The 22,493-nt window shown below is 44.5% G+C and carries 19 protein-coding genes; 5 read left to right on the top strand and 14 right to left on the bottom strand.

Annotated features, from left to right (window positions below):
- Nucleotides 1-3: 3 nt before the first annotated feature.
- The 5 genes from AC2TF5_RS09335 to AC2TF5_RS09315 all read right to left on the bottom strand — a co-directional run bounded on the left by AC2TF5_RS09335 (nt 4) and on the right by AC2TF5_RS09315 (nt 5,000).
- Complete coding sequence (locus AC2TF5_RS09335) at nt 4-627, bottom strand: TraX family protein (protein ID WP_491301898.1); 624 nt, start codon at nt 625-627, stop codon at nt 4-6.
- A 154-nt stretch (nt 628-781) separates the two neighbouring features.
- Nucleotides 782-1,759, bottom strand: coding sequence for a diaminopimelate dehydrogenase (locus tag AC2TF5_RS09330; RefSeq protein WP_491301897.1), 978 nt, complete (start codon nt 1,757-1,759; stop codon nt 782-784).
- Nucleotides 1,760-2,018: 259 nt separating this feature from the next.
- Nucleotides 2,019-3,224: an SLC45 family MFS transporter gene (locus AC2TF5_RS09325; protein ID WP_491301896.1), complete on the bottom strand. Its 1,206-nt coding sequence runs from the start codon at nt 3,222-3,224 to the stop codon at nt 2,019-2,021.
- Between the two features lie 4 nt (nt 3,225-3,228).
- Nucleotides 3,229-3,966: a glycerophosphodiester phosphodiesterase gene (locus AC2TF5_RS09320; RefSeq protein ID WP_491301895.1), complete on the bottom strand. Its 738-nt coding sequence runs from the start codon at nt 3,964-3,966 to the stop codon at nt 3,229-3,231.
- A gap of 269 nt (nt 3,967-4,235) precedes the next feature.
- A complete protein-coding gene (locus AC2TF5_RS09315; RefSeq protein ID WP_491301894.1) occupies nt 4,236-5,000 on the bottom strand; it encodes a DsbA family protein in 765 nt (254 codons plus the stop codon).
- 182 nt (nt 5,001-5,182) lie between these two features.
- On the opposite strand from AC2TF5_RS09315, the gene AC2TF5_RS09310 reads away from it, so the two are divergent.
- Both AC2TF5_RS09310 and AC2TF5_RS09305 read left to right on the top strand, forming a co-directional pair.
- Nucleotides 5,183-5,623 carry a MarR family winged helix-turn-helix transcriptional regulator gene (locus AC2TF5_RS09310; protein WP_491301893.1) on the top strand — a complete coding sequence of 147 codons (441 nt, stop codon included), beginning with the start codon at nt 5,183-5,185 and terminating at the stop codon, nt 5,621-5,623.
- Between the two features lie 17 nt (nt 5,624-5,640).
- Complete coding sequence (locus AC2TF5_RS09305) at nt 5,641-6,864, top strand: MFS transporter (protein WP_491301892.1); 1,224 nt, start codon at nt 5,641-5,643, stop codon at nt 6,862-6,864.
- Between the two features lie 58 nt (nt 6,865-6,922).
- On the opposite strand, the gene bcbE is transcribed toward AC2TF5_RS09305, so the two are convergent.
- The 5 genes from bcbE to AC2TF5_RS09280 all read right to left on the bottom strand — a co-directional run bounded on the left by bcbE (nt 6,923) and on the right by AC2TF5_RS09280 (nt 14,677).
- On the bottom strand, nt 6,923-8,200 hold the full coding sequence (gene bcbE, locus AC2TF5_RS09300; RefSeq protein ID WP_491301891.1) for a bacillibactin exporter BcbE: 1,278 nt from the start codon (nt 8,198-8,200) through the stop codon (nt 6,923-6,925).
- Nucleotides 8,201-8,290: 90 nt separating this feature from the next.
- Nucleotides 8,291-9,991: a methyl-accepting chemotaxis protein gene (locus AC2TF5_RS09295; protein WP_491301890.1), complete on the bottom strand. Its 1,701-nt coding sequence runs from the start codon at nt 9,989-9,991 to the stop codon at nt 8,291-8,293.
- A 264-nt stretch (nt 9,992-10,255) separates the two neighbouring features.
- The gene (gene helD, locus AC2TF5_RS09290) at nt 10,256-12,583 is read right to left on the bottom strand and encodes an RNA polymerase recycling motor HelD (protein WP_491301889.1); all 2,328 of its coding nucleotides are present in this window, start codon (nt 12,581-12,583) and stop codon (nt 10,256-10,258) included.
- Nucleotides 12,584-12,854: 271 nt separating this feature from the next.
- The gene (locus tag AC2TF5_RS09285) at nt 12,855-13,913 is read right to left on the bottom strand and encodes an FUSC family protein (RefSeq protein ID WP_491301888.1); all 1,059 of its coding nucleotides are present in this window, start codon (nt 13,911-13,913) and stop codon (nt 12,855-12,857) included.
- Nucleotides 13,914-14,026: 113 nt separating this feature from the next.
- Entirely contained in the window at nt 14,027-14,677 is a 651-nt protein-coding gene (locus tag AC2TF5_RS09280; protein WP_491301887.1) for a phosphatase PAP2 family protein, read from the bottom strand.
- A 162-nt stretch (nt 14,678-14,839) separates the two neighbouring features.
- On the opposite strand from AC2TF5_RS09280, the gene AC2TF5_RS09275 reads away from it, so the two are divergent.
- A complete protein-coding gene (locus AC2TF5_RS09275; protein WP_491301886.1) occupies nt 14,840-17,104 on the top strand; it encodes a glycosyl hydrolase in 2,265 nt (754 codons plus the stop codon).
- A 200-nt stretch (nt 17,105-17,304) separates the two neighbouring features.
- Here AC2TF5_RS09275 and AC2TF5_RS09270 read toward each other — a convergent pair whose 3' ends face one another.
- From AC2TF5_RS09270 to selD, 3 genes are read right to left on the bottom strand one after another with little or no spacing between them, the layout of a single operon-like run.
- Nucleotides 17,305-17,499 carry a hypothetical protein gene (locus AC2TF5_RS09270; protein ID WP_491301885.1) on the bottom strand — a complete coding sequence of 65 codons (195 nt, stop codon included), beginning with the start codon at nt 17,497-17,499 and terminating at the stop codon, nt 17,305-17,307.
- Nucleotides 17,500-17,557: 58 nt separating this feature from the next.
- A complete protein-coding gene (gene mnmH / locus AC2TF5_RS09265; protein WP_491301884.1) occupies nt 17,558-18,592 on the bottom strand; it encodes a tRNA 2-selenouridine(34) synthase MnmH in 1,035 nt (344 codons plus the stop codon).
- Nucleotides 18,593-18,633: 41 nt separating this feature from the next.
- The gene (gene selD / locus AC2TF5_RS09260) at nt 18,634-19,683 is read right to left on the bottom strand and encodes a selenide, water dikinase SelD (protein WP_491301883.1); all 1,050 of its coding nucleotides are present in this window, start codon (nt 19,681-19,683) and stop codon (nt 18,634-18,636) included.
- A 373-nt stretch (nt 19,684-20,056) separates the two neighbouring features.
- On the opposite strand from selD, the gene AC2TF5_RS09255 reads away from it, so the two are divergent.
- Nucleotides 20,057-21,283 (top strand): peptidyl-prolyl cis-trans isomerase, encoded by a 1,227-nt coding sequence (locus AC2TF5_RS09255; protein WP_491301882.1) that lies wholly within the window; start codon nt 20,057-20,059, stop codon nt 21,281-21,283.
- A 138-nt stretch (nt 21,284-21,421) separates the two neighbouring features.
- Complete coding sequence (locus AC2TF5_RS09250; RefSeq protein ID WP_208918779.1) at nt 21,422-21,769, top strand: LytTR family DNA-binding domain-containing protein; 348 nt, start codon at nt 21,422-21,424, stop codon at nt 21,767-21,769.
- A 79-nt stretch (nt 21,770-21,848) separates the two neighbouring features.
- On the opposite strand, the gene AC2TF5_RS09245 is transcribed toward AC2TF5_RS09250, so the two are convergent.
- Nucleotides 21,849-22,478, bottom strand: a complete 630-nt coding sequence (locus AC2TF5_RS09245) for a YdcF family protein (protein ID WP_491301881.1) — start codon at nt 22,476-22,478, stop codon at nt 21,849-21,851.
- Nucleotides 22,479-22,493 lie beyond the last annotated feature (15 nt).

Raw genomic sequence — 22,493 nt, 5'->3', positions numbered from 1 at the left:
ATATTATTTCCACAGCTGTATTATGGCTAGAAGTAACATATGCAGCGGATAAAACGATCTCCATATCCAGGAAGGTACGCGGAACGATTCAATCCGCTTCCACATAAGCGGGCCATAAGCAATCAGTATGGTCGGCAACAAACTCCACAGCTGTAGGTCCCAATTATTTAAGAAAAGATACAGCATATTCAGCATCAGATGCCACGGTACAAGTAAATGGACAGGAGAGTACCTGAATACCAGAATGAGCAGTAGACCATAGGCGCCGTAATCAAAAGGAAACATCTCCATAACAAAACTTGCGGCAGCTACAATTCCGATGGACAGCGTCAAGGAATCAGAGCGGTCCAATATGTGCAGTACAACCACACCGGCCAAAAGTGAAACGACCACATTCAATCCATAGGGATTGATCACAAGCTGGTACGGAATTTGAGACAATAAAGCGATCATACCCAGACGAAACATATAGCGGGGTCTTGATGAAGTGTGGAAATAACCCTGAACAAGACCATAGACATAAAGGGGAAATGCAATACGCCCGATGATTCTCCAAATTTCCTGTCCGGGAAAAAAGACAAGTCCAACATGATCAGTCAGCATAGTAAGCATGGCCAGCAGTTGCACAACATCCCTCCCCAGCTTATTTATTCCATTATGAGTTGCTTTTCATTTGTCTGCAAGCTCTAAACAATCTATCAAATTACCGTTACTTATCCAGAAAAACGCCCGTCCCCCTTGAAGGGTGCGGGCGCAGATTAACTCCGTTATATACCTACTATTATAAAAGTTCCTTACGAAGCTGCTCCGGTGATTTCGGGGACAGCAGTCCGAATGGAATATCAAACACGGTTTTCGCACCGGCGTCACCAGCTTGTCCCAACTTGTAAGCAGCACGTGCATAAGCTACGAGCACACTGGCTGTAAATTCTGGATTACTATCCAGCTTCAGACCGAATTCGATAATCTGCTTGCTGTTTTCTCCAGTACGGCCACTGCGCAGCACTGTACCACCGTGTGGCATGCTGGAATGATCACGCTTCAACTCTTCTTCACTGATAAAGTTTACTACTGTATCATAATCGGCGAAATAGTTCGGCATTTCTTTAATTTCAGTCTCAATCGCAGCTTGATCCGCTCCTTCTTCAGCTACGATATAGCATTCACGAAGATGCTTGTCGCGGGTGCTGAGTTCCGGATTCTCGCCGCTGCGTACACGCTCAACAGCTTCTTCACGAGGAATTGTGTACTGCACACCATTCTTCACGCCGGCAATACGGCGAATGGCATCAGAGTGGCCCTGACTTACACCCTTACCCCAAAATGTATATTCATTTCCTTCAGGAAGTACTGCTTCTCCAAGCAGTCTGTTCAAGGAGAATAATCCCGGATCCCAGCCTGTTGAGATCACACTGATTTTACCGCCTTTACGTGCGGCTGCGTCAACACTTTCGTAATAAGAAGGAATTTTAGCGTGTGTATCAAAACTGTCTACTGTATGAAACAGTCCTGCCAAAGCTGGACCCTGTTCCGGTAGATCCGTAGCAGAACCGCCGCAAAGAATAAGCACGTCGATTTGTCCTTTATAGCTATCCAGTTCGGAAATATGTACCGCTTTCGCTTCCGAGGATACCCCTTCAGGATCACGCCGGGAAAATACGGCTGTTAATTCGAAGTCGCTGTTCTGTTTAATGGCCTTCTCTACCCCGCGGCCCAGATTTCCGTATCCTACAATCCCCACTCTTATCTTTTGTGTCATATTACGCCTCCTTATATTTTGACTTCCGCTATTGTACCAAGAGTTTCGTCATTTTTAAACAATTGCCAGCATATTTATCGGATTTTTTTTATTATTATACCTTGGAGTTATTTTGGGTAAAGCCACTCTTGTAATCGACTGACACCGCCCCATATCGGGTGACGACGCCCGCGAGCCAATGCAACATTTGATATACAGTAACATAAAAAAGGAGCTTCTACAAAGCAAGCTCCATCAATTCAGAATATTCCACTCCGATTTAAGAATTAACTATTGCGTCTCCATGCCCAGACCGATTCATCGTCTCTGGATGGCGGATCATCGATACACAGAACAATGCAATCAACATACTGCCCGCTGCACAATAGAACAGAATTGAATATCCAAACGCATCAATAAGCTGGCCCAGTAGCGGCGGTGAAGAGATGGCGGCAAGTGAGGATGCAAGATAGTACATTCCCGTGCGTGTGCCAATACTCTCTTCCGATCCGGTAGACACGATGAACGGATAAGAGTTAATGTTGATGCACGCCCAGAACAAGCCTCCAATCGTCAGCAAAATCCGCAGCACCAGCAAAGAATCAATGAACGGAATGGATGCAAATACGACCAAGAGTCCTGCAACGCCGATGAATATTACCCGCTTCTTCCCAAATTTGCTTCCGAGCCACCCGCTTGGAATAGCGAATAGCACAAAGGCAAGTGAAAAGAATGTCAGTGAAAACGACGCTTCTGATTTTGTCAGTCCCATTTCATTTTTGCCATATAAGGTAAAAAGTGTTTCCACGCCTTGATAGGCGACAAACCAAAAGAAGATGGCTAAGAGCAGAAAGATCGTTGTACGATTTAACTGACCCTTAAACGATATTTTTGTTTTGACCTCGGTTTGTACGGCATAACCCGGTGCATCCCGCTTCTCTTTAATAAAACGCATCAGAATAAACATGGAGATTAGAGTGACACAAGCCGCCGCAATGAACGGGAACGAAGGATGCGCTTTATACAACACCGATCCAGCACCAAATGCAATAATGGAACCGATGCCCCCCATAAAATTAATAATACCATTGGCCCGGGTCCGGTTTTTCTCGGCTGTGATGTCGGGCATAAGCGCAACCGTTGGAGAACGATAAAGGCTCATAGCGAGATTCATCAGCACCATAAACAGAATTAGTGTCATCATTCCGGTGTGAAATGGAATGATCGCTGTAAATAAGGCACCAAGCGGCATACCGATCAGAAGATAAGGCATTCTTCTTCCGAAGCGGGTATGAGTCCGGTCGCTGCGGCTGCCTATCCATGGCTGTAAGAATAGAGCAAAATAATTATCGATGGTCATAAAAAAACCGATCAATGCAACGCTCGATATGTAGTCCTCAAGGAAAAAGGGAACAAAAGCGTTATATAATGCCCAGGTAATACTAATACTGAAAAAACCGAATCCTAACAGCCACGTTTTTTTCACATATTCACGCTCCTTCAGTTCGAAGCAGTCCGTTAAGCCGATCCGGGTAGTCCGTAATGATACCGGCTACTTTAGACGCAATCAGACGCTTCATTTCTTCAGGTTCATTAACAGTCCACGGATGGTACACGATACCGCATGCTTTGGCTTCCTCAACCCATTCAGGCAGCACAGCATATTTTAAAGCATGCAGCGCATCTGCGCCTACAGATTGGGCGTATTCCCAAGCCTTGTACAAGCCCTCTACATATAAAATACCTGTACGGATTTCAGGGGCAATGGTCTTGCATTTTACGAGTGAATAATGATTAAAGCTGGAGATGACAACTCGATCCTCCATCCCGAAACTTCGGATACTGGCGATTACCTTTTCTTCCAGCTCCGGATATTGAATGCTCCCATTTTTCAGTTCAATGTTTACAATGGTACCCCGATCTTTGGTCAGCTCGAGCAGTTCCTCAAGCGTAGGGAGTCGCTCTTCACGGAATTCCTTACTGAACCAGGAACCCGCATCAAACTTCTGGATTTCTTCGAGCGTGTAATCTTTAACAAATCCCTGTTCACCTGTCGTTCGCAGAACCGTTTCATCATGGATTAGAATCAGCTTTCCATCCTTGGTCATCTGGACATCCGTCTCGATTCCTGTTGCTCCAAGCTCCAGTGCCTTACGAAATGCCGCCATCGTGTTCTCCGGGCATACGCCAGATGCCCCCCGGTGTGCAAAGTTGATGATTTGTGTCATATTGAACTCCTCCTGATCGTCTTATGGATTTAATTCTATAATAGCCCCTAATTGTTAAGCCTGTGTTTAATGAGAGCAAACATGTTTAAACAAATAATTCACTCCCCTCATCTTTTATTCCACGTTCATTAGCCAAACCCTGTAAAGACCATTGTGAAAACGATTAATTTTTGAGGCAGCATCCCTTTCTTAACATTATGCTCCATAATAAATAGCCAGACGCATTCTCTCGCGCCTGGCTCCATTAACGGGACATAATCCAACCTTCATTACTGCCCGTTTCCCTCAATATATGCCTGTATCTCTTCAAATGTAGGATCTTCAAACTTTACACCATTGATAAAGATCGTTGGGGTTCCTTGCACCCCCTGCTTATCAGCGATATCCAAATCACGTTTGATGTTCTTGATATACTTTTCAGACTTCAGGTCTTCTTTAAATTGTTCCAAAGGTACTTCAGGCATTTCCTGTTCTACCAGATCTGTTATAAAAGAATAGGTCGCCCATTCCTTGTCTTTATCGCCTTGCCGTTCTGTCATCAGTTCGTGATACTTCCAGAAATAATCCGGATCCATTTGGTACAGTGTCTCTCCAGCTAAAGCGGCGAGGACGGAGTCCGGAGCAAGAAATGCCATGTCAACATAAACAAAATTGGCTTTCCCTGTGTCAATATACTCGGTTTTTAAACGGGGAAATACTTCATCTGTCCACACTTTGCAGTAAGGGCACTTATAATCCGAAAATTCAACGATTTGAAAGGGCGCTGATGGGTCCCCCAAAGTTGGTTGATTCTCAACATCAAAACCTTCCGGCACTTCACCGGCCTGAACTTGTTGAAGATCAGGATACTTCATGCTCTCTTCTCCGCCTGATTTATCATTCAGGACAAACAATGCAGTTATAGCCGCAACAACGAGGAGACCTACTATGATTCCAGTGAAAATCCTTTTACGCTGTGACAATGGCTTTACGGATTTTGACGGTTTTGGCTGTGAACCAGAATACTTGGACTTTTTACGCTTGCTCTCCCCCAAGTCTCTCCCCTCCTTTTTTTATTCTAGGGCAAATCTCTCTTTCATCACATAAATATCGCATAAATTGGGGCAATTTAATCACATAAACATAGGCAATTTATTGACAATCATAAATTGTCAGACATATAATTGTTTAGACAACTATTTTTTTGAAAAAATCACTGAAAGCGGTGAGTTATTTCTTGAAAGATCTTGAAAGCATTCCTTCGATCGGATTTCAGCTCGGTTATACCTACCGCAGAGCGACGAATCTGTTTGCACACAGATTAAAGCCTTTTGATATTACACCTGAACAGTGGTCTGTGCTAAACCAGATCGCAATCAGCGAAGGGTTGAATCAAAAAGAAGTTGCGGCAAGGGCCGATAAGGATCAGCCTACTACGACACGCATACTCGATTTATTAGAAAAAAAAGGGCTCATTCGGAGAGAAGTTTCACCCCATGACCGCAGAGCCTTTTTGCTGCATATTACGGAAACCGGCAAAGAGCTGATCACATCCACAACTCCCATAGAGCAGGAGTGCAGCCGTATGATTGCCGAAGGTATTGATCCGAAGCAGATAGAACTGTTCTGGGACATCATCTCTCGTATGAACGCTAACATCGAACGAAATCAGACATAACAGGAGAGATAAAATCCATGAATGACCTAATCAAAACAAACAAATTGTGGACCAAAGAATTCGTCACATTAATGCTAAGCAATCTGTTCTTGTTTCTCACCCTTCAGATGCTTCTGACCACACTGCCGGCTTATGCCAAGGAAGCTTTCGAGGCCAACCCGACACAGGTTAGTCTCATCACAAGCGTATTTGCATTTAGCGCCATTGCATCCCGGCTGTTTTCCAGTAAAGCTCTTGAAAAGGGAAAACGCAGGCAGCTGCTTTACATCGGCCTCTTCATATCACTGATTGCAACACTTGGCTATTACTGGGCCACAGGCATTGGTGTTCTGCTGCTTATGCGCGTTTTATTCGGCATCGGCTTCGGTATGACCAGCACTTCCTTCCCAACGATGGCTTCGGATGTAATACCGGCTAAACGCCTCGGTGAAGGAATGGGTTATTTCGGCTTGTCTACCACCCTTGCCATGTCCATTGGACCTATGATTGGTTTAACCCTTCTACAGGGCGGAGGATTCACTCCGCTTGTTATTATTACATCAACCATAAACATTCTCATATTTCCACTAGTTTTTTTACTTACCTCGAGAACACCTAAAAACCATAAGAAGTCGGCACCTGAACCTATTCAGGAAGGCGGGAGAACTTCCGTCAAACGCCGTTTGCTCCTTCCTTCTGTTTTGAATTTCTTGACATCAGTCACCTACGGTGGACTTCTAAGTTTTCTCGCTGTATACGGAGATGAAGTCCAACTGTCCAATCCGCAATATTTCTTCCTGTTTAATGCCCTTGCCATTATTCTAATTCGTCCCGTTTCAGGCCGATTATATGACCGATATGGACACAAAGCACTATTAATTCCAGGAGCCTTGTTCATGATGGCTGGTCTTATACTCCTTACTTATGCTTCATCGACCGGAGGTCTGCTGATTTCCGCCATTTGCTACGGTCTTGGTTTCGGTTCTATGCAACCTTCGTTGCAAACATGGATGATCCAGGAAGTTCCTGCTCGGCAGCGTGGTATGGCCAATGGGATGTTCTTAAATTCATTAGACTTCGGAGTGGCCATCGGCGCCATGATTCTAGGAACGATTGCCAGGTACACCAGCTACACCATTATGTATCGTTATTCTGCCATTGCTATGGTTTTATTAATCATCATTTATACGGCAGCTCTCATCAAAAGATCCTTCTCCCGAAAATCAGATATCAACCAAACCGAAGCAGATCAATCCATCTGATTGTTCAGCTTGTTGAACTGAACATATTTCACGAAATAGAACACACAAAAAACCTTGCCTACTTACGGGCAAGGTTTTTGTTGCTCAATCCATGCGGTTTTTTAAACTGCATTCTGGAGTTTCCTCCGCCACGACTCTGTTCTTTCTCTTCAGGCTTCACGGCAAAGAAAGTTAATAGCGATCCGATTGCCGACACTGCGGCCAGCACAATAAACAGTACCCAGTGATTGGCTCCAAGCAAAAGAGAGACGACGGGTGGCCCCAATGAGACCCCGATGAAGCGCATACTGCTGTAAAGTGAGGTAATTGTTCCTCGCTGCTCCTTCTCCACACCTTCTGTCAGAAGGGTGTCCATACATGGGAGCGTAAGGCCGATACCAATACTTCCAAGAGTCATCAGACTTATGACAAAATATATCTGATCACTGAATCCTGTTATGATCAATGAGGCTGTGAGCAGTGTCATTCCCGTAAACCCGGTCCACTTCATAGCTGTCTTATTACTTCCTATAAATTTCCCTGCCAAAAAAGAAGCCAAGCAAAGTCCAGCGAGTGGTATAGCCAGAACAAGTCCTTTCAGGACTCCCTTTAATTTATACGTTGATTCCAGTATCTCCGACAAATAAAAGAGAACACCAAACACTCCAAACATAGCAATGCCGCCAATTGCAAAAATTGCATACAGCCATCGGCCCTTTTCATGAAGAACCTCTTTCGTGGTTTTCAAAAATTCACGGATGGACTGCTTGTTTTCCTTATGCTTAGGGGGCTTCACAAGAAATATGACCAATAAAATAGAGATTAAGCATAACGCGGGTATCGCTATAAACGGAAGATACCAGACAATACTCCCCAAAAAGGCTCCCAGTATCGGACTTACAACTTTACCAAACGTATTCGATGTTTCGATAATTCCTAGACTTTTACTAACTTCCTCTTCTTCCTTAAACATATCGCCTACAAGTGGAATCACAATGGGAAAAGCACCGGCCGCTCCTATACCCTGAAGCAACCTTCCTGCCAAAATCACGGTGTAAGCTCCCATTCCATCCATCAGCCAGGCTGCAACCGCTGAAACCCCGCCTCCTGCAGCAGTAATAATCAAGCTTGGTATAATTATTTTTTTGCGCCCGTAACGGTCAGAAAGATAGCCAGCAATGGGAATTAGCAGTATGGCAACAACGCCATAAACCGTGATCAGCATACTGACCATAAACGAGCTAATACCCAAGGCTCTAGAAATTTGGGGCAAAATGGGAATTAGCATGGAATTGCCTAACGTCATGATTAACGGTATGGATGCTAGGGCAAGCAAGTCCCATTTCTTGTTTTCCATGAGAAGACCACCTTTAACATCATTTGCTTCATTGTTATTGTGGGTTCTTTCTCACGTAATATTCATGGCAAAAAGGTGGTTTACAATTCGCTACACTTTAAAACCGGACATTAATTGCTGCAGATGATTTGAAAGTTCATTTAACGTTTGAATATTGTTTGTGATTTCCTCCATCGAGGCCAGCTGTTCTTCGGTTGCAGCGCTGACGCTTTGAGTACCTCCAGCCGTTGTTTCCGTAATCTCAGAAATCCGTTTAACCGATTTGACAATTCCATCCGCACCATAATTCATCTGTTCCGTAGCTGCACTCACTCCGGCGATTTGATCGTTCAGTTCCGCAATCGATTGCTCGATATTTTGGAAAGCATCTTCAGCTCCCTTTGCAACACTCATGCCTTCCATTACGGATTGGAGCCCATTCTCCATCACTAGTGTCAGATCCATAATGTCACGTTGAATTTGTTGAACGAACTGACTGATTTCTTCTGATGATGCCGATGATTGTTCCGCCAGCTTTTTCACTTCCGAAGCAACTACTGCAAAGCCTCTTCCATGCTCACCAGCCCGGGCTGCTTCGATCGAGGCATTCAGGGAAAGCAGGCTCGTCTGGGCCGCCACATCCTTAATCATGTCACCCATAGCTCCAATACTGGCCGCTTTTTGGCCCAATGCCTTCACAGCCTCAGTTGACTGACTTACACTACTGCGTATATTTTCCATCTGCTGCATCGTATGAATGATTGCCTGCTCACCCTCTCCCGCAAGTTGATTCGTTTTGCTTGAGAGTTCTGCAGTTACCTGAGCCGTTACTGCGATCTGTTTCATTCCGTCTGCCATTTCATAGACAACAGCTGAAGTAGCCTCCGTATCCTGAAGTTGATTTTCTACCCCCGCCGCCAACTCCTCCATAACGCCCGAGGTGTGCTGTGTAGCCTGACGTATCTCCTCAGAACTGGATTTGAGCATCACGGTAGATTCCGCCACCTGACTGGCAGCATTTTGAACCTGGAGTACAATTTCCCGGAATCCTTCATTCAGCTTGTTGTAAGCACCAGCCACTTCTCCGATCTCATCCTTCGTCCGGATACTTACCTGCGTTATCAGATCCCCTCCACCATCTGCAATCTTCAAGAGTTGCTCACGCATCCGACCTAGAGGAGAAATCGATCTCACTAGGAAAAAGCTCTGAAGTGTGTTATATACAACCACGGCTAAACCAACAACCAAAACAATGCTGTTTTGAATATTAGACTGTTTACTGATTGCATCCTCTCGTTCTTCCATGTCTTTATCTTTTTGTTCCGTGAATTCTTTTATCATAGGTTCAAAGGATTCGCGAATTTCCCTTTCAAGCTGAAAGGCCTCTTTATACACAGTAAAAGGATTGAGTTCTTTCTGTCCAAGACCCGCCTTGATTAACACTTCTTCTACCGCATCATTGTAAATCGAATATCCTACAGAGATCTGATGGAGTCTCTTTAACTCTTCAGCCTCTGAACCCACCAGCTTTTTCGTCGCCTCTAATAACTGAACAAAAGAATCTTGTTTCTTTCTCAGACCGTCTATGAATAACTGATCTCCAGACAGCAAAAATCCTCGTTCATCATTCGCTATACCCGCAAAATACAGCTGCATTTCATTCAGATTGTACACAATCTTCTGGTCCACTTCTATAATCGATGAGAATTTCTGTTCTGTTGTTTTCGATGAGAAAAATGCGCTAATGATCATGCAAGCTATCACCGTTGATACAACGGTTGATGAAATTAGTAATTTTGTTTTTATTTTCATTCCACAGCACCTATCCTTATGTAAGTTTCTGTTCCATATATATCTTTCGACAGGACAAGCTGGGAAATGAATAGGGTACTTAAAGCCCTAGTATGTGTTTAGAGCAATTGTGAGGTTTTTGTGAATTTAATAATATGTGGTCTCGCTTTCAAGGAAAAATTTATTATTTATTCAAATTATGAACATCCGGAGCCATAAAACGAAGCAGGTTACCCAAGGATGTATCCTCGGGTAACCTGCTTTTTGGGACAACCTTATTTGACATTAATTCTGGGGGAGAAAAGTGCTCTTTTCACCCACATGGTAAATGTGAAGCTCATGCATCGCGCGCGTGCAAGCAGTATAAAACAACTTCCGCTCACTTTCCTTGCTGTACACTTCATTCGATCCATTGTATATAATCACAGCATCAAACTCCACACCTTTGGCCAAATAGGCCGGCACGACAAGTGTACCTTTTTCAAATGCAGGCGTGTTCTTTCTAATGAGTCTTACCGGAATTTCCGCCGACAGCTGCTTTTGAACACGCTGGCTTTCCTCTTCCGTCTTACAAATGACTGCCACATAATGATATCCCTTGTCATGGAGACTGCGAATATCGGATATGACCGACTTCGTCAGTTCAGCTTCTGTCTTTACCGGAATAACACGAGGCTCCTCGCCAGGGCGGTTAAACGGAACGATGACCTCTCCCCCCGGAATCATCTTCCGTGTAAATTCAACGATCTCATAAGTGGACCGGTAACTCCGTGTTAGGTTGATCACTTCTGTCTCTTCTTTTCCGTATAGGCTGACTAGATTTTCCAAACTTCCCAGCGCTTCACCGTGAGCATAAATGGCCTGATTAAGGTCGCCTAGAACCGTCATTTTTGCACGTGGGAATAGCCGTTTGAGAAATTCCAGCTGAAAGGCTGAATAGTCCTGCACCTCATCCACGATAACATGGCGGATCGATGTGTTCGTCCGGAAGCCTTGCAGCAGCTCTTTCAAATAAAGGAACGGAGTTGCATCTTCATAAAATAGTTCCTTATGCTCGATCTTCTGCATCGTCTGACTACACACTTCACTCCAGCTGCCAGGCAAAGCCGCTTCATTTCCTGCCAAACGTCTGAACAACCGTTCGTCCGCAAACAGCTTTCGATACAACCCTTTAACATCAACAAACCGGAACCGCTTGATCCAACGCCGCAAAGGTTTGAGACGATCACTGACCACCATACGCCCGAGAAGTTCCTTCTCCTGATCAAAATCGTTAAAGCTGTCTTCCTTCTTGCTCTGTTTTCGCCGCATCGTTTGATAAGCACGGTGATAATCATCCGGATCCATCAACTCGATCTGATCCTCAACCCATGGCGCTTTTCTCTCTTCATGCGAAAAATCGGATAACCTCTTCAGCATCCACTCTCTCATTAAGTCGAGTCTTCCGGCGAGTTTAACCGCAGAGTCATAACCATAGAACTGAGCAGCCATCTCATCTCCACTTATGATGACCCTGCCCTGAAAAACAACGGGCCTAAACATCATGCCTTCTCTCTCTAACAGGTCTTTATACGAACGAATAACATCCAGATAAGGCACAGAAGACTTATAAGCTATTCCCTCTAGACGCGCCCGATGAGCCGGTGTATCTGGTGCATTCAACAAAATTTCGGTCTGTGTAAACACATCTTCCAGCTCGAACTCCCTTCCGAGCCGATGCTCCAGATAAGATTGGAATGTTGTCTGCTGCATGTTCTCTTCCCCGAGCTCTGGCAGAACCGTTGAAACATAACTGTTAAAGAGGGGGTTCGGCGAGAACAGGATCATCTGATCGGCCTGCAGCACTTCCCGGTATTTATACAGCAAATAAGCAACTCTCTGAAGGGCAGCCGAGGTTTTCCCGCTTCCGGCAGCACCTTGAACGATCAACATACGTGTCTTGTCATTCCGAATGACTGCATTCTGCTCTCTTTGAATCGTAGCCACGATACTTTTCATGCGGTCATCAGCGCTGTGGCTGAGCACCTGCTGCAGAAGCTCATCACCAATGGTCACTCCTGTGTCAAATAGGACTTCAATGACTCCATCATGAATAACAAACTGCCGCTTCAGGCTCATCTCTCCCGTTACAGTACCGGAAGGCGTCTCGTACCGGGTTATTCCCGGTGCTCCATCATAATATAAGCTGGAAATCGGAGCACGCCAATCATACACAAGAAAGGTCTCCGAGTCGTCGTCCATAAAGGAACCGATCCCTAGATAAATAGGCTCCTCCTGGTTCATTCCTTCTTCTCGGAAATCAATCCGCCCAAAATAAGGTGAGTAAACGAGCTTCTTATATTTTTTCAAAGCTTTGCTGGACTGCAGGTGGGATCTCTCTCTTTCGGAAAGAACCTGGGCCTGCTGCCGCAGGTTGGTTGACGTCTCGCCCAAATCATCAGGGTTACTGAAATTGACGGTCACCTCATCCCAGAATTCTTTACGCATGCCAATGACATCACCACGCACTAAACCGACATCCGCCTCAAGTTGAGTAATTTTACTGCTGATTTTATCCGTGACATCTGTTACCCGCGTTTGTTCGTCTTTCCAATCCTGATCGCTGATAGCCATCTTTTCATCCCCTTATGCACTGGTTGACAGCGTGCTTAATCCATGATATAATTAGATTGCCTTAGACATAACATTGATATATCTGTACAATCAGACCAAGATTTATTTTATCAGTCTACACCACATTAATCAATATAGTTACCCAGAAGTCGGCTAAACTAGCCGGTTTTTTTGTGTTTACTTATAAACAAACAGGCTGGACTTTACTGTGCCCGCCTGTTTATTTATATAATCGCACTTCATTATGATTCGTATAACGACGTCTTTACTCTTATTTCTTGAGCCAGGCCAGTATTCCTCCGTTGTTATCCTTATCCTCCACGAAACGGCTGATGTGATCCGCAACTCTGTTTAACCGCTCTAACGTATGGCCATAGTCATACATTGCCGCTGCAACAATCGTCAACCGGAATCCCCCGGGCTGCATACCCGCCCCACATATCACCTGATCCATAAAAGCCTCGTTCTTTTCTGCCATACATTCGGCCTCATCCCCATTAGGCTTCAGTATATCTTCAAACTTCCACAATATATGCTCATGGAATTTGATCAGCCGTTCGAGATTCGCATCAAACTGCACATCGATTTCCTCACTACGCTGAACCTGAAAATAGTGATTCTCCACGGCGTTAAGCACTTCATACCCTTTTTGGAGCGAGCTTAGCAAGTGCTTATACACAACAAGCTGTCTGGAGTGGCTGAATTTTGCACGCTTCATTTTTTTCTGCTCTTCCTCAAACAAATTGTACTTGTCAGCCAGAGATTTAATCGTCCCTTCCAGACTGTTCAATTCATCCCGGTAAACGGAGTCCTTAATTTCGTGGGAAATAGCAGTTCGGAGCAGCAGTGACATTTTGCCGAATACGCTGTTGATTTGCTTGAAATATTGCTCTCTCGGTTTCGGGGGAAAGACCAATATATTAATCAGAAATGCTGAAACGATACCAATGAGCGTTAGGAAGAACCGATTTATGGCAAAATCCCACTGTCCGGATGCTTCCATAACCGAAATAACTGTGACCAGGGTCAGACCGATCGTCTCTCCCATATTCAATTTAATACAGATCATAATGACCAGAATACACACAAGTCCTACGGAGATAGGTTTATTGGTAAGAAAATATCCTCCAAGCATCGCGATAATAGCCCCAAGTGTGCTGGTCTGCAATTGGTCAAGGAAATACTTCCAAGATCGATAAATTGAAGGCTGCATTGCAAATATCGCTGCGATCGCAGCACCGACCGGCGAGGTAATGCCGAGCAGCATCGTCAGGTAGAGGGCCAAAGTTACAGCTAAGCCCGTCTTAAACATTCTTGCACCGAAGGCCATCGGAAGCCCTCCTTAACATATTTCTATGATCACTATTCATGTATAATAGATAAGTACTGTTTATTGCAGTAACCCATCTCATATACGAAGTAATTACCCTTTAAGTTCCAATGTTATGCAATTCGGCTTTTTAGAGACTCGTACATACCGATAGAGAACATTAACCATGAACAACTTACCAAATACCCACCAATCACATCACTTGGGTAGTGAACTCCCAGATAAATTCGGCTTAGTCCTATGCCCAAAATCATCACACTGAATAAAATCAGAACAAAAACTCTGCGTATTACGGTATCTAAATGCTTCCACAGCAAATAGGTCAATATCCCGTACAATGCAAAAGCGGCCATTGAATGTCCGCTCGGAAAACTATATCCAGTTTCTTCTACCAAACGGTTTATATCGGGTCTTATTCGGCGAAATGACATTTTCAATACCATATTCAAGATTTGAGATCCCAATACTACAGTAAAGAAGAGTATTATTTCTCTACGAAGCCGCAACGCATACAACAAGACAGATACGACGGCACAAATCACTATAATGGGAACTGTGGAACCAATGTATGAGAAGCCTTTGGCGATATCCGTTATCACGGGCTGTTCAAATCCACGGACAAGCTCTATGAAAAAGGAGTCGAACCAGAAAACTCTATCTAACACAACCATTGCTGCTACTCCCGCAAAAGCAAGAAACGAAAGAAAAGATAAGATCCAAAACCGTCTGATTCGGGTATTAGAATATGTACGGTTGTGACTCATAATGCCATCTCCTTATCCATGTCTCATTTATAATGTGGACCAGAAACAAGATACTATCATGTTCCCCAGCTGTTGTACAGCTCTTTCCAATATGTTTAGTTTTTCCGTAATAATCTAATTATTATCACCAATTTCATCGAAAAACTTTTTTAGGAGGTTTATATGCAATACAAACGCTGGATCACTGTCGCTTTAGGAGCAGTTATATGTGTTTCATTAACCGCTCCCGCCCATGCAGACACAGGAGAAGTGCCTGCCGGAGCCGGATCTTATACTACTGTTCTTCCGCCTGGAGCCGCTGAAGCTCAGCAGGGCATTTACAAAACATCCAGGGTGACTGGTAAAATGCCTACGAATGATTGGTGGAGTAGCCTTGCATGGGATACCTATTCGGAAGCTCAATACCCCCATCCTCTTGCTATAAAGAACGAGGAAAGCGGCATACAAATTTTTAATCCGAGCCCGCGAATATGGGCAGACAGCGCTGCGATCTCGGGCATGATGGACGATACTCGTGATTTTACGGTCGGACATTCAGGTTCAGCCACCTTTCCGGATGCCAAGGTCGATGAATATAACGATTGGTTTGTCAGAGCTGAGTACAAGTCCGGGACGAAGTCAATGCAGGTTACATATGGTCACGGTTCGCCATTCGTATATTTCACTTATACAGACGGAGATCCGCAAATTTCATTCCACTCCACACCAGAAGTCTGGTACGGAAATGCGTCCAGTTCAGCTATAGGAATAACCATTGATGGTGCCCATTACGGGCTTTTCGGACCGACAGGCAGTACTTGGAGTGGTATTGGCAGCCGTAAGCTCACCAATTCGCTTCATGGCAAGGACTACTTCTCTATTGCCGCATTACCGGATAACAAACCTGCAATCCTTGAAAAATACAGGCAATACGCTTATTCACATGTTACAGATACCAAGGTCAGTTGGAATTATGACCCTTCAACCAGTGAGGTCACAACGACGTATACATATGATACGGAACCGAAAGAAGGGAGCCAAGATGGGACCATTTTCGCCTTGTACCCACACCAATGGAAACATTTATCCAGCACATATCTTCTTCCATACATATATCCATCGGTTCGCGGCCAAATGAAGACGGGTGAAGGCAGCTCTTTTCAAACAAAAATGAAGTTTACAGGTGTGCTTCCCTCCCTGCCGGACAAAGGTTCCTACGACCGGGACAAGCTCGCTCAATATATAGAGGAAGCCAAAGATGAAGACTATTACGGTGCTCCTGACACCTATTCGGTCGGAAAGCATCTTGGCAAGCTGACAGCTCTTGTACCGATCGCTGAACAAATAGGAGATACGAAAGCCGCAGAACGGTTTCGCAGTGAAATCAGGTCACGTTTGGAGGATTGGTTAAAAGCCAGCGATATCTCGGGTAATCCAAATCCCTCCGAGTTGTTCTATTACAACAGCCAGTGGGGCACACTCATTGGTTATCCCGCAAGTTACGGTACGAATATAGAACTGAATGATCATCACGTTCACTACGGATATTTTTTGAAAGCAGCCGCTGAAATCGCAAGAACGGACAAAAACTGGGCCAGCGATAGTCATTACGGTCCCATGATACAAATGCTGATTCGGGATATTGCGAGCATGGATAGGAACGACCCACTGTTCCCGTTCCTTCGCAGCTTTGATCCCTATGCAGGACATTCCTGGTCTTCAGGTCATGGCAGATTCGGTGACGGGAACAACAACGGCTCCTCTGCTGAGACTATGAACGCCTGGGCAGCGCTTATTTTGTGGGGAGAAGCAACCGGAGATACAGATACCCGTGATCTCGGCATTTATTTATATACAACAGAAATGAATGCTATAAATGAATACTGGTTTGATACGGCTGGCACGAATCATTCTTCCAGCTTTACACGATCTAACGCGAGCATCATCTGGGGTGGTAAAACGACCGGAGATTCAACGATGTGGACTGCCAATCCGGAAGTGGTTCACGGAGTGAACTGGCTGCCAATCACGGGTTCTTCTCTATATCTGACCCAGTACCCTGCCTATGCCAGTAGGAATTATGAAACTATGGTTGATGAAAACAAGGGAACGGACTTCAATGCATGGGAAGATCTCGTGTATATGTACTTAGCTATTTCAAACCCTACGGAAGCTGCAAATATGTTCGCTGCTCAAGCGAGTTCCATGGTACCGGAGCAAGGTAATTCAAAGGCAAACGCGTATCACTGGATTCACAATCTAGACGCCTTAGGTACCCAAGACCCGGACATTACCTCAGACTATCCGCTGTATGCTGTTTTTGATAAAAACGGGCATAAAACCTATGTGGTCTATAACATGACTGATTCTGAAAAAACCGTATCCTTCTCAGATGGTACAGTGATAACCGCTTCTCCAAATCGTTTTACGAGTATAACGAAAGAATAAGAGCTTAAAAAAGAAGAAACAGCTCAATACTATTTGCCGATTTTTTTACAGAAGATGAAGACAATCATATTGAAGAAGAGACTAAGTTAGCAGAGACGAAAAGAAAAATTATTGAAGCCATTAGAGCTAATTGAATAATTACAACAGGCAACAATGAAAAAGGTATTGGTTTAAAGCCAATACCTTTTTTCACTTGATGTTCAATTGTATATAACCCAGATGGTCACAAATGCGGCCAAAGCAAGGACATAGAGCAGTACAAGTCTCACCATGTTCGTTTTCGTCCTGCGCTCATATTTCGGGTTAGACTTCTTGTTTTCCTGAGATAAGCCTACCATGACAGTAGCTACACCTCCGATTAACGCTAAAGCAATGACGATGACATAGGATATCACGTCATATCCCCCTTTATATGTAGTCGATAGTCGGAGATGTGCTCACATCGATGATGAATCAGAACCGCCCATCCAAAATATGTTTAACTGCCTGCACCCCTTCTTCGATGCTGCCGACATGCAGGACAATCTGTTTGTTCTCGTCATAATGACGGAAAGAATGATCATACTTCGGATCATAATAATGTGTCAGCAGCAATTGTATAGCTTCGGGATACCGGTCTTCGGCAAGACAGCGTCCAATCTCTGCGGCGACAGGTGTATGGATCCGCTCTTTGATCCGCTTGAAGGCCTCCACATATTCATCTTTGAATTCGGCCGGACGATAATCCTTCATAATCTGCGAGACACGTTCTTCTATAGGCATATCCATTACGATTGCCGTACCGGCCTCCTTCTTCTCCATAAGGAAATCCGGGATAACAACCTTACCGACCCGTTTGCTTTCCGCTTCAATAAGAACATATGGTGATCCAGCGACTTCTTTTAACCGTTCAAGCAGTAGAGAGTCAAATGTCTTCTGATTGCGGGAGCTGAGGCCGATATGTCCAAAGATCGATCCACGGTGACCCGATAAACCTTCCAGGTCAATGACCGGATACCCTTCCTGCTGTAGTTGTTGCAAAACAGCGGTCTTACCAGTTCCCGTGAATCCGTGAAGCACGAATGCTTCCGAATCGAGTTTCGCCTGCTCCAATGTTTCGACAACCAGCTTACGGTATGCTTTAATCCCGCCTTGCAATCGGTACACATGTACATCCATCAGAGAAAGCACGGTAGCTGCTGTCCGGCTGCGCATACCGCCTCTCCAGCAGAATACTGCCTTGTTGCCTTCAATATCCTTAAATGCCCTTACAAATGCCGGAAGCTTAGCAGACATGATTTCCAGACCGCGGTCTTTGGCTGCATCGACACTAACCTGTTTATACAGGGTTCCTATCTCTGCTCTTTCCTCGTCATTAAATACCGGGATATTACTGCTGCCTGGTATAGTTGACTCCTTGAACTCCGATGGAGATCTAACATCGATCAGACTGATTTTTTTACTGCTCTGAAGTTCAAGCAGTTCCTCCACACTGATGTCTTGAAACATATCCGTACACTCCTTTTATCCAAGCGGGACCACTCTGGTTGTTATTCGACAATAATTCTTCCCGGGTGATCGCTCGTTACACGTCCGATCAAACCTGCTTCAACACCTGCATCCAAAAGTTCCTGAAGCAACTTTCCTGCTTCGCTTTCTTCAATCGCAATCAGCAGACCTCCTGAAGTTACTGCATCACACAAAATCCAGCGGTCTACTTGGTCCATCTGTTCAGGGAAGTCAACAGAATCACTGACGTGATCATGGTTATTTTTCGTACCACCTGGAATTACTCCAGCTTCGGCCATCTCTCGGACACGTGGTAACACAGGCACCTGATCTTTTACGATCGTAATACCTACTCCGCTGCCTTTTGCCATTTCAAGTGAATGTCCCATCAGACCGAAACCTGTTACGTCTGTACAAGAATGCACATTATAACGGTCCATGATTTCAGCGGCTGTCTTGTTGAGCCCTGCCATAACTGAAGTCACCCGGGTAATCTCTTCTTCACTAAGCAGATCCTTTTTAATAGAGCTTGTCAAAATACCTACACCGATCGGCTTGGTAAGGATAAGCACGTCTCCAGGCTTCGCGCCAGCGTTAGTCCGAACCTTGTCAGGATGAACGATACCGGTAACAGCCAAGCCGAATTTCGGCTCTTTGTCATCAATGGAGTGTCCTCCGACAAGGGTAACGCCGGCTTCTTTCAACTTATCTCCCGCTCCGCGCAATATATCGGAGAGAACTTGCTTGTCCAGTGTAGAGATCGGAAATGCTACAATATTTAACGCTGTCAGCGGTTTTCCGCCCATTGCGTAAATATCACTGATGGCGTTCGCTGCTGCAACCTGACCAAACGAATACGGATCATCAACGATCGGAGTAAAGAAGTCGACGGTCTGCACCATAGCGAGATCATCCGTCAAACGATATACACCTGCATCATCACTTGTATCCAAACCTACCAGCAAATTCGGATTTGGTTCTGCAGGCGGAAGTGTGCGAATCACTTGTGCCAGATCAGCAGGTCCAATTTTACAGCCGCATCCCCCTTTAGAAGAATAAGAAGTCAGTTTGATTTTTTCAGGTTGGTTCATATGATGGATCATCCTTTCATGATGGGTATCCTTTGTACTTTCAACATACAACAACCCCGGAAATGCTATGCTGGTCTAACAGCATGAAACACCTCCCGGGGGCTAATCAACAAAAGTCGTTTTTTAGTTAATTTCATTATATGAAAATGCCGGCATTAAGTCTATTCGTTTCCGCTCCCTCAAAGATCTTCCATACATTTATCTCATTACTGAGCGAAATACTAATGCTATAAAATCTATACTTCCTAAATGTTGGTTTATATCTTCAATATTTTTATCATTTCTTAAGGTAAGCCATTTGTTTATCTGGTAAAGTGATAAAAGATAATAACAACTCATTATTAGAAGTAGTTGAAGGGAGTCAATGATTTTAATGAAAGAAAATGATGATCTACAGCCAACGAACAGCGAACGTCCAGAGGATGATATGGGACAAGCCCAGGATCCGAACCCGAACGTAACGCCAGATCCTGTCACACCTGATGAGAATGAAACTCTGCTGGAAACGCCTGATTCAGACAATCATTCCGAAGAAATTTCTGATTCGGAACCTGCTCGGGACGAACTTATTCCACTGGATGATGTAGCGGTCCAACCATCCGAATCTGCAGAATCTCTTACACCTGACAGTGGTGATATAAACGAACCCCCGGCATCAGGAAACGGAAGCGGAGGCAAAGGCTGGATGATCGCATCCCTGCTATTGGCGGCCGCACTGATTGTCGTCCTGATCGTGAATCCATTTGCCAAGAATAACGGCAAAAAAGCAGTGGCCACCGTAAATAATGTCAACATTACAAAAGATGAATTGTACGACTCACTTGTTAAGGCTGGTGGAGAGCAAACCTTGGATTCTCTCATCACTGAGGAGCTGCTCAAACAGGAGCTCGACAAGAAATCCATCAAGATCACAGATGCTCAAATTAATGAAGAAATCGAATCCATAAAAAGCATGTTCCCATCGGAAGAAGATTTCAATACAGCTATGAGCTCCAGTGGATTGACAATGGACTTACTGAAAGACCAGACCAAAATGCAGCTTGAGTTGACTCAACTGATGGGCGACAAAGCAAAAGTGACAGATGAAGAGGCAAAGGAAGTTTACGACCAATATAAAGACAGCTTTGCTACACCTGAGGAAGTTCGTGCTTCCCATATTCTTGTCGAGACGAAAGAGGAAGCCCAGAAGATCATTAAGCAACTGCAAGATGGTGCCGACTTTGCGGCCATTGCCAAAGAGAAAAACCAAGACGCTACGAAGGAAACCGGGGGCGACCTTGATTTCTTTGCACGCGACTCCGGTATGGATAAAGACTTTGAAGATGCAGCCTTTAAGCTGAAAAAGGGTGAAATTACCACTGAACCGGTAAAAAGCTCCTTTGGATACCACGTCATTAAAGTGACTGACCGCAAAGAAGCAACGAATCCAACGTTTGAAGATAAAAAAGAGGAGATTCGCAAACAGCTCGTTTCTTCGAAAGTGAACGAACAGTCCGGTGCGTATATCCAAGAATTGAAAGACAAAGCGAAGATTACGAACAGTATTGAAAAGAAAGAAGATAAATCCGCTAGTGAGACGGGTAAATCTTCAGCGGAGTAATATTCAAAAGTACCCTATGCTGTCAAAGGCATAGGGTACTTTTTTGTTAAATTTTAAAAATCCCTTTTATGCACGCGGAAAACATGTTAGAATGTAAGCGTTATCAAAAAAATGATAATTAAATAAGGGGGAATCAGAATGATGAGGTGCGCACCAGAATCCAGAAATGTGTATGAGGACTTCGTGGTCGAGACGGACATTCTGTTCTTTAAAACCGGAACCCACGGGTTGGTCAGCTTTCACGGCAGAAATTATAATATAAAAAAAAGAATGACTGCCGAACAAATCACCTCGCTTTTATCCGGAAAACAATTCTTTAATGTTGGCGGAAACTGCTACGTTAATGTAGACAAAGCTACGGATGTCGAACAGGGAATTGTTTTTTTTGGCGAAAAGGCACCGTCCTCAAAAATTCTTCGTATTCCAAGAAGAAAGCAAGAACCGCTCAAACGACTCATGGCGGGGGTCAAACAGCCTGTTACATAGTCCCTTGCTAGATGAAGGGGGTGTCCCATAAGGTCCATTGACCTGGGACGCTCCCTTTGTCTTTCGCATAGTTCTTATGTTAACGAAACGGCGAAACCGCTTGATAACCAACATATAAAAATACTTCTCGAAGCAAAAATGGTAGCTTGGTACTCCAGCTTTTATAGGCACTGTTGACAGCAGGTGATGAATGGGCATCCAGATTCAGGTCATCCGCCATAAGCATTGCTCGTTTCATATGAAGCGGGTCGCTGACGATCAAGAAGGAGGTGATTCCTTCCCGTTCTGCGACGATTTTAGCATTTTGCATATTTTCTTCGGTAATGGTGGAGGTTGTTTCGACGAAGATATCCTCGGACTTCACTCCGTGACGAATTGCATATGCTTGCGCGGCTTCCGCCTCGCTAATCTCGCCTTCTCCTCTACTGCCTCCCGTGAAAATCAACTTCTTCACATTTCCAGTATTGTACAGCTTAATAGCATGGTCAATTCTCCCCTTCAAGACAGGCGAAGGCTCTCCGTTAACAATGCCTGCACCCAGGACTATAGCTGCATCGGCTTGAACAAGGTTTGTCTTCTGTCCAAAGGACAAGATAGAATAGGCTGTGACCATGACATATATGAACAGAATGATTACCAGCATAAGAAGAAATCGCAGCGTTCTGCTTTTCTTTAGAGATTTTTTCCGATTAACTGAATCGCTGACCATACATGCCCTCCTATG

This window comes from Paenibacillus sp. JNUCC 34 (assembly GCF_058269055.1).
Note: the sequence above shows the minus strand (reverse complement) of the source record. Positions and strands in the feature narration are given on the sequence as shown.

Bases quoted from the DNA above. Each gene is read 5' to 3' on its own strand.
- AC2TF5_RS09330 (WP_491301897.1), bottom strand. From the start codon at position 1,759: ATGACACAAAAGATAAGAGTGGGGATTGTAGGATACGGAAATCTGGGC.
- AC2TF5_RS09320 (WP_491301895.1), bottom strand. From the start codon at position 3,966: ATGACACAAATCATCAACTTTGCACACCGGGGGGCATCTGGCGTATGC.
- AC2TF5_RS09305 (WP_491301892.1), top strand. From the start codon at position 5,641: ATGAATGACCTAATCAAAACAAACAAATTGTGGACCAAAGAATTCGTC.
- bcbE (WP_491301891.1), bottom strand. From the start codon at position 8,200: ATGGAAAACAAGAAATGGGACTTGCTTGCCCTAGCATCCATACCGTTA.
- AC2TF5_RS09295 (WP_491301890.1), bottom strand. From the start codon at position 9,991: ATGAAAATAAAAACAAAATTACTAATTTCATCAACCGTTGTATCAACG.
- helD (WP_491301889.1), bottom strand. From the start codon at position 12,583: ATGGCTATCAGCGATCAGGATTGGAAAGACGAACAAACGCGGGTAACA.
- AC2TF5_RS09285 (WP_491301888.1), bottom strand. From the start codon at position 13,913: ATGGCCTTCGGTGCAAGAATGTTTAAGACGGGCTTAGCTGTAACTTTG.
- AC2TF5_RS09280 (WP_491301887.1), bottom strand. From the start codon at position 14,677: ATGAGTCACAACCGTACATATTCTAATACCCGAATCAGACGGTTTTGG.
- AC2TF5_RS09275 (WP_491301886.1), top strand. From the start codon at position 14,840: ATGCAATACAAACGCTGGATCACTGTCGCTTTAGGAGCAGTTATATGT.
- mnmH (WP_491301884.1), bottom strand. From the start codon at position 18,592: ATGTTTCAAGACATCAGTGTGGAGGAACTGCTTGAACTTCAGAGCAGT.
- selD (WP_491301883.1), bottom strand. From the start codon at position 19,683: ATGAACCAACCTGAAAAAATCAAACTGACTTCTTATTCTTCTAAAGGG.
- AC2TF5_RS09255 (WP_491301882.1), top strand. From the start codon at position 20,057: ATGAAAGAAAATGATGATCTACAGCCAACGAACAGCGAACGTCCAGAG.
- AC2TF5_RS09250 (WP_208918779.1), top strand. From the start codon at position 21,422: ATGATGAGGTGCGCACCAGAATCCAGAAATGTGTATGAGGACTTCGTG.
- AC2TF5_RS09245 (WP_491301881.1), bottom strand. From the start codon at position 22,478: ATGGTCAGCGATTCAGTTAATCGGAAAAAATCTCTAAAGAAAAGCAGA.